The organism is Lishizhenia sp. (genome assembly GCF_033720595.1).
GTDB lineage: Bacteria > Bacteroidota > Bacteroidia > Flavobacteriales_D > Crocinitomicaceae > Lishizhenia.
In genome coordinates, this window is sequence record NZ_JAWWCF010000152.1 from 1 (window position 1) to 7,449 (window position 7,449).

Here is a 7,449-nt window from a genome sequence, read left to right on the forward strand (position 1 = left end):
CCGATTGGTTTGCATTTGAAAATGATTTTATTAGTTCAATAGTTAGCTTCTTTACGAATCAACCTAGTCCTCACTTTATAGAACTACTTGAGGATTCAGTACTCATAGAATTCACTAGAGAGCAACTTGACAAGTTATCTGCTAAACACCATGACTTTGAGCATTTAATAAGAGTTATAGTCACTAAGACAATGTTGAATCAACAAAAACGATTAGCATCTATCCAATTTCAAACGGCAGAACAGAAATATGAAAACATTTTAGCAATTCACCCTAATATCACAAATAAAATACCGCTTACGCATATTGCTTCCTATTTGGGTATCACTCTTGAAACCCTGAGTAGAATTAGAAACCCAAAGAAACCGAATTTGACATAGATCAAATGAACTACCATGTGCTTTATCGAAATTTGTCAGAAAAAAATGAAACATCTACATTACTTTTCTGGATTGACGATAACACTGTTTATAGGACTACATTTAATCAATCATTTCGCCAGTGTTTTTGGAGCCGAAATTCACATAGAATTGATGAATCATATAAGGCCTGTTTATAGAAATGTATTTGTAGAAACAATACTTTTAATTGCAGTGATTCTTCAAATCATTTCAGGTATAAAACTGATTTTTTCAAAAGATAAATCCGTCTATAACAACTACGTGAGATTACAAATATGGACAGGATTATACTTGGCTTTTTTCCTAATGATTCATGTTGGAGCAGTGTTCGTAGGACGATATATTTTACATCTTGATACAAATTTCTATTTTGGAGTTGCTGGTCTGAATACATTCCCCTTTAATCTATTCTTTATACCGTATTACGGACTTGCAATCATTTCGTTCTTTGGGCACGTTTCTGCGATTCATTATCAGAAAATGAAAAAGGAGATTTTGGGATTATCAATAAGACAACAATCAAAAGTAATTCTGATCATAGGCGTGTTATTAACATTGGTAATTTTTTATGGATTGACAAATGGCTTAACAGGTGTTGAACTCCCAAAAGAGTACAATGTGTTAATTGGAAAATAAAAAACGAACCCACAACATGATTGTCAAAACATTTGGCAGAAAGTGCTAAATTTAAATGTAGTACATTTAATATATGTTGTAATGGTTTTATAGGAAGTTGCTTTGAAATGCTAAACGTTTCATATATCCATCCATAGTACTCAATACAAAAGAAGATAAAATGACCCTTGAGGATTTAGGATATAATTTAGAATTAGAAAACTACAGAAAAGACCAAAATCTGGATGCTTTTGGAGTGGGACGAGTTATCTCAGAACACAAGGAAAGATACGTTGTGAAAACCCCTGAACAAGAATATGAGGGGGAAATAATCGGAAACTTGCGATTCACTGCACATGATAGGTCTGATTTTCCCGCAGTTGGTGACTGGGTTGCTATCTCAGAATATGACGAAAACAAAGTACTGATTCATTCTGTCTACCCAAGAAAAACGATTATTGAAAGACAAGCCGTGGGGAAACAAGGAGAAAAACAAATCATAGCCACAAATATTGATTATGCCTTCATTGTTCAAGCTGTTGACAGGGATTTTAACATTAACAGAATTGAAAGATATTTGACCATTTGTAATACTTCGAACGTAAAACCTATTATCATTCTCACTAAGATTGATTTGATCAGTAATAACAAATTATCAGAGTTGGTAAGTAAAGTTCAAGAAAGGATAAAAGAAGTCCCAATAACCCCTATTAGTAATGCGTCTCAAAAGGGAATTGAAAAACTCACGGAGAGTATTCAAAAAGGTAAAACCTATTGTTTGTTAGGATCATCAGGAGTTGGAAAATCTACCTTATTGAATAACTTATCAGGTAAACAAATGATGAAAACCAATGCGATTAGTACAAGTACGAACAAAGGAAGACATGTTACAACTCACCGTGAATTATTAGTGCTCGAAAAGGGTGGGATTCTAATAGACAATCCAGGAATGAGAGAAGTTGGAATTACAGATTCTAAGGATGGATTAGAAATTACATTCGGGACAATAATTGAATTGTCCAAAGGCTGTAAATTTAAAGATTGTACCCATACCACCGAAGTAGGCTGTGCAGTATTAAAAGCTGTTGAAAATGGCGAATTAGACAAGTCATCCTACGAAAACTTCTTGAAAATGGAACGCGAAAAAGAGCACTTTGAATCAACGGTTGCTGAAAAACGCATGAAAGACAAGGATTTTGGAAAAATGATAAAGAATTACAAAAAAAGTAAATACAAAAAGAACTAAGCAAAACTAACCTAAACGTATTGCCCTTCTAGACACGAGGTATAGTCAAACCGTTGTACTCAATAAAAATATCTAAGAGGAAAATCAATGACACAGCACAGAAAAAGAAATAAAAATTTAGGATTAGCAGAACTCATTGCCATTGCTTTAGGAGGAATGGTGGGTGGTGGAATTTTTACCATCCTTGGAATTTCCGTTTCAATGATTGGCAACTTAACACCTATTGCCATAATCATTGGTGGGTTGATAGCATCCCTTGCTGCCTACTCCTACGTAAAATTAGGATTGTATTATCGAGATGAAGGCGCAACATATTCTTTCTACAAAAGAACCTACCCAAACTCCCATTTTTCAGCATCTGCAATTGGTTGGTTTATCATTTTTGGTTATATAAGTACACTTGCTCTATACGCTTATACTTTTTCTTCTTATGCTATCAGTAGTACTGATTTTGCAGACAATGTTTGGATTCGAAAAATCATCGCTATTGGAGTTATTGGAATATTCACTCTTATCAATATATGGAGTGTTAATGGCATGGGAAAAATTGAAGATTTCATGGTGTATACAAAACTTATTGTGCTTACAATTATTTCGTTTGTATTAATGCAACATGGTAAAACTGACTTTGGAACATTTATGGAAAATATGACTATAGATGCTGAAAATTCAAGTGTTTTTTCAATTCTTATAGTTGCTTCAGTTACATTTGTTGCCTATGAAGGATTTCAGTTGGTAATCAATGCAATTTCTGAGATGACAAATCCTGAAAAGAATATTCCAAGAGCCATATATGCCGCAATAAGTTTAGCAATACTTATATATGTGGTAATTTCTCTAGGAGCATTATTCGCCATTCCAACAGAAGAAATTATAAAAAATAAAGAATATGCACTTGCAGCAGGTGCTGGAAATGTACTGGGAAAACTCGGAACAAACCTTGTTATTCTTGGTGCCATTCTAGCAACAAGTAGTGCAATTAGTGGAACTGTTTTTGGCTCATCAAGACAAATGGCTGTAGTTGCGAAAGATGGTTATTTTCCAAGCTGGTTAGCAATTAGAAAAAATAATAGTCCGCAAAATGCAATTATAGGGATGGCAGCAATGGCAAGTATTCTAATTTTAATTGGCGGTCTTGAATTAATACTTGAATTTGGGAGTATCACATTTCTGTTAGTGTCTCTATTAATGGCAGTGGCCAACTATAAACTCCGAAATAAAACTAATTCTTCTGGGTTTCTGACGGTATCATCAATTTTAGGTTTAGGAATTAGCGGAATACTCATTTTGTATTACGAATTCACAAACAAATGGGAGCAGATGATTGCAATTATTATTTTATATGCAGTTTTAGGATTTGGGGCGTGGATATACGCTAGGAAAAACGATAGAAAAGAAAAAAGAACATAACAAGGTATATAGCGTATTGCACCCTGTAGGATTCTACGAAACAATATACATACCATAGAGCATAGAAAATGAATACGAAAGAATACATATACATCGAAGGAATTGCCAGAGAAAAGGTAATTGAAGCAGTTCAAGCCATGTCCAACCTTTATGCTGATGTTGAATTCTCGAAGGGAATTGAAATATTCGAATCGAACAAAAATCAAAACTCCTTCATCATTAATTTCTCTTTTCGACCCGATTTTGAAAGGTTCAAATACTTTGTGAACTATCTACATTACCCTGAAGTCAAAGACTATAAAGCCCAAGTCAGAGGATTTTGGACAGTTGATCGTGTGGATGGATTGCCTCAGAACCAAACAAATCAAAGAGTCATGCTATACGTCTCAGATATAGATGAGGAGGGAGATAACGTGCATGCAACTTTTCAAGGAGAAACGACTTCATACAAATTGGGATTTGCGGTTGGTGAAGCATACAAGGCTCTCAATAATCTAGAATTAGAATTTGATGAATATAAGATAAACTCGACCGAATTTGATTTAACAAAGACGATTCAACCTAATCCAAGTGTTCAACCTAAACAATCAGGAAAAGGCTGTGTTCTCACACTGGCAATCATTATTATTGCTTCAGGATGGATTGTATTTGGATAAATGAAAACGAACACTCTACAACAACAGCCATAAATAATTGCTCCTTCCCTCCTACTTCTGCAAACATTAGGGAATTTTCAATTTGGGTTTTATTCACTAAATTGAGTTCTCAAACCCGCAACTCCCCATTGCTAAAAGCATAAGAAAGAATGCAAAACTCAAAAACAGCTCTCATAACGGGTGCCACATCAGGGATTGGCTCTGCAATAGCTGAACATTTGGCGCAACAGGGATATTCCTTATATATGCTGGGGCGTTCTCAAGAAAAATTAACAAACACGAAAAACCACCTGCGAAAATTGAATCCGAACGTGAATGTACACCCCATACTTTGTGATTTAGCTTCAAAGTCTTCTACACTTAAAGCTTGCGAAGAGGTGGGTTCAATTGCCGCATCCATTGATATACTTATTTTAAATGCCGGGCTTTGGAATTTTCAATTCAAAGAAACAGAGGATAATATTGAAGAAACCTTACAAGTAAATGTCCTATCACATCTCATGATTTTCGAAAAATTGATACACCTTGTTCCTAAAAACAATCAGTCTAAAGTTTTATTCACAACGTCTGGATTGCATCAGGGTACAATCAATTTTGAGGATCTAGAATTTAGAACAAATTTCTCTGGTTATAAATGCTATCGACAATCTAAACTTGCTGTTCTCATGTTAACTAGATGGTTTTCGCAACAAGATGAATTCAAGGGGATTTCTTTCTACTGTGTACATCCTGGAATGGTAAACACGCAGCTAGGACGTAGCGCCGGATGGTTTTCAAGAAGCATTTTTAAGTTGTTTGGAAAACCTAAACACAAAGGGGCAAAAACCCATATTTTCCTTATTGACCAAGACCCAAAACTATTGACGTCAGGTGAATGCTATGCGAATTGCGCTGTAACACCAACTTCTTCCTACTCCTATGATATGAAGGTTGGTGAAAGACTGTGGAAGGTATTGAAGGAATATTTGAATTAAAAGTGTTTACAAAGCCAGAAATGAGACTAACAAAAAAACAATATCTAATTTTAGCTGTATGTACAACGATCCTGATGACTATCTATGCACAGTTTGTTTTAGGTCACTTCAGCCAATGTTTTAAAACAGAAGAAGGTATTAATTCATTGGGATTATCTTTTGATTATACTACTACGGACGTCTTCGGTTTCTTGGAAAAAAGGTCAAATGAACAGCTAACCTGTTACTTAAGTTTTTTAAGAATCTGGGATGGTATTTTCCCCATCATATATACTTTGATGTACTCGTTCTGGATCATTTATTTCTTTAAACCCAAAACAATTTTATTGTTAGTCCCAATTTTACATATGCTTACAGACTGGACAGAAAATATTTTCGAGTCATTGATTATAAAAGAGTACCTCACCGCTGGTATATTAAATGATGAAATAATATCATTCGGCTCTATCATTACAAGTTTGAAATGGATTTTGTCCATCGGTACTTATTTAATTCTGCTTTATGGAATATTCGTTAAAATGAAAATCATTTTAACAATGCGTAAAACAGGCTGAAAAGATAGTCTAGCTATAATTTTAAATCATTGAATGAATAACGAACAAACAGCAATTCGAACTACTTATTTTAGCATAATTGGAAACATCGGTTTGGCTTTAATTAAAGGACTTGCGGGGTTCTTTGGTAACTCCTACGCCCTCATTGCCGACGCCATAGAATCAACCACAGACATCTTTTCCTAGTTACTCGTTCTTTTCGGTTTAAAATATGCAAAACGACCGGCGGATGAAAATCACCCCTACGGTCATGGAAAAATAGAACCACTTATCACCTTTTTAGTTGTCGCTTTTCTTGTCACCTCGGCAACCATTATTGCCTATGAGAGCATACAAAATATACGAACGCCCCATAAAGTTCCTAAACCGTGGACATTACTCGTACTCGGTGCTATAATCATATGGAAAGAAGTGTCTTTCAGATGGGTGCTCAAAAAAAGTAAAGAAACCAATAGTTCGTCGCTTAAGGCGGACGCCTGGCACCATAGAAGTGATGCGATAACTTCGATAATGGCGTTTGTTGGAATTTCTATTGCATTAATTTTTGGAGAAGGATATGAAACCGCCGATGATTGGGCTGCATTAATCGCTTCGACCCTTATTTTGTACAATAGTTATTTAATTTTCAGACCTGCATTGGGTGAAATTATGGATGAACATCTGTACGATGACTTATTGGATGAAATTCGGAAAGAATCAAAAAAAGTAGAAGGTATAGTTGGAACTGAAAAATGCTTTATTCGAAAAGCTGGAATGAAATACCACGTGGATTTACACGCAATCGTTGACGGTAAAATTTCGGTGAAGGATGGGCACCACATTTCACATCAATTAAAAGACCATTTGAGAAAAGAAATACCAAATTTGGGACATGTATTAATTCACATTGAACCCAACGATTCATGATAATCAGCCCTCAACCTTGGGGATATTACCAGAAATAAAGAACAAAAATTAACTGTACAAAATTTTCAATGAAAATGCTTTACTTGGCTATTGCCATTATGCGCAACTCAATTAAACGATAAAATGAACATAGAACAGTTAGTACAAGGATGGTTCGACAAATGGGAAAAAGGTGATTATTTGAACTTACCCATATCCGAAAACTTTAAACACACCAGTCCATTTGGATCTATTCAGGGAAAACAAGCATATCTTGACTTGGTGAAGGAGAATGAAGAAAAATTCTGTAATCAAACGTTTGAAATCCAAGACTCTATCTATGTGAAAAACAAAGCCTGCGTGCGTTATATCGCAAAACAAGGAGAAGGTTTTTCCTTGGAGGTGAGTGAATGGTATTATGTAAAGGATGGTCTCATTAAAGAAATTGTGTCCTATTACCATATCGGTGAAATTCGTGAAGAACGACAAATCGAAAACTACACTTAAAACGAACGCTAAAGAGATAGATCTTTACTTAATTTTCGGTTATCTCTCACCCTTTTTTGGTGTCTAAAGATGGAATGGAGATATGAATAAGTTGGTAAGCACCTATCATCGCCTCCTCCTGTAATCGTTTGTCTACCAACGATAAAACATCACCATTTCTTTCTATCCCTTTAAAATTATAGTTATTTTTAAGGCTATGCA

General features: G+C 35.0%; 8 protein-coding genes and 1 pseudogene. All 9 read left to right on the forward strand.

The window, feature by feature from the left end:
* A partial coding sequence (locus R3333_RS10755) for a Crp/Fnr family transcriptional regulator (RefSeq protein WP_318958799.1) occupies nucleotides 1–380 on the forward strand: 380 nt, incomplete at its 5' end.
* A 45-nt stretch (nucleotides 381–425) separates the two neighbouring features.
* Nucleotides 426–1,037: a hypothetical protein gene (locus R3333_RS10760; RefSeq protein ID WP_318958800.1), complete on the forward strand. Its 612-nt coding sequence runs from the start codon at nucleotides 426–428 to the stop codon at nucleotides 1,035–1,037.
* 160 nt (nucleotides 1,038–1,197) lie between these two features.
* Nucleotides 1,198–2,262: a ribosome small subunit-dependent GTPase A gene (gene rsgA / locus R3333_RS10765; protein ID WP_318958801.1), complete on the forward strand. Its 1,065-nt coding sequence runs from the start codon at nucleotides 1,198–1,200 to the stop codon at nucleotides 2,260–2,262.
* A gap of 87 nt (nucleotides 2,263–2,349) precedes the next feature.
* On the forward strand, nucleotides 2,350–3,672 hold the full coding sequence (locus R3333_RS10770) for an APC family permease (RefSeq protein WP_318958802.1): 1,323 nt from the start codon (nucleotides 2,350–2,352) through the stop codon (nucleotides 3,670–3,672).
* Between the two features lie 68 nt (nucleotides 3,673–3,740).
* Nucleotides 3,741–4,328, forward strand: a complete 588-nt coding sequence (locus tag R3333_RS10775; protein WP_318958803.1) for a hypothetical protein — start codon at nucleotides 3,741–3,743, stop codon at nucleotides 4,326–4,328.
* Between the two features lie 149 nt (nucleotides 4,329–4,477).
* On the forward strand, nucleotides 4,478–5,302 hold the full coding sequence (locus R3333_RS10780) for an SDR family NAD(P)-dependent oxidoreductase (protein WP_318958804.1): 825 nt from the start codon (nucleotides 4,478–4,480) through the stop codon (nucleotides 5,300–5,302).
* Between the two features lie 20 nt (nucleotides 5,303–5,322).
* On the forward strand, nucleotides 5,323–5,856 hold the full coding sequence (locus tag R3333_RS10785; protein ID WP_318958805.1) for a hypothetical protein: 534 nt from the start codon (nucleotides 5,323–5,325) through the stop codon (nucleotides 5,854–5,856).
* A gap of 33 nt (nucleotides 5,857–5,889) precedes the next feature.
* Nucleotides 5,890–6,762, forward strand: a pseudogene (locus R3333_RS10790) (cation diffusion facilitator family transporter).
* 123 nt (nucleotides 6,763–6,885) lie between these two features.
* Complete coding sequence (locus R3333_RS10795; protein WP_318958806.1) at nucleotides 6,886–7,248, forward strand: nuclear transport factor 2 family protein; 363 nt, start codon at nucleotides 6,886–6,888, stop codon at nucleotides 7,246–7,248.
* Nucleotides 7,249–7,449: the final 201 nt, after the last annotated feature.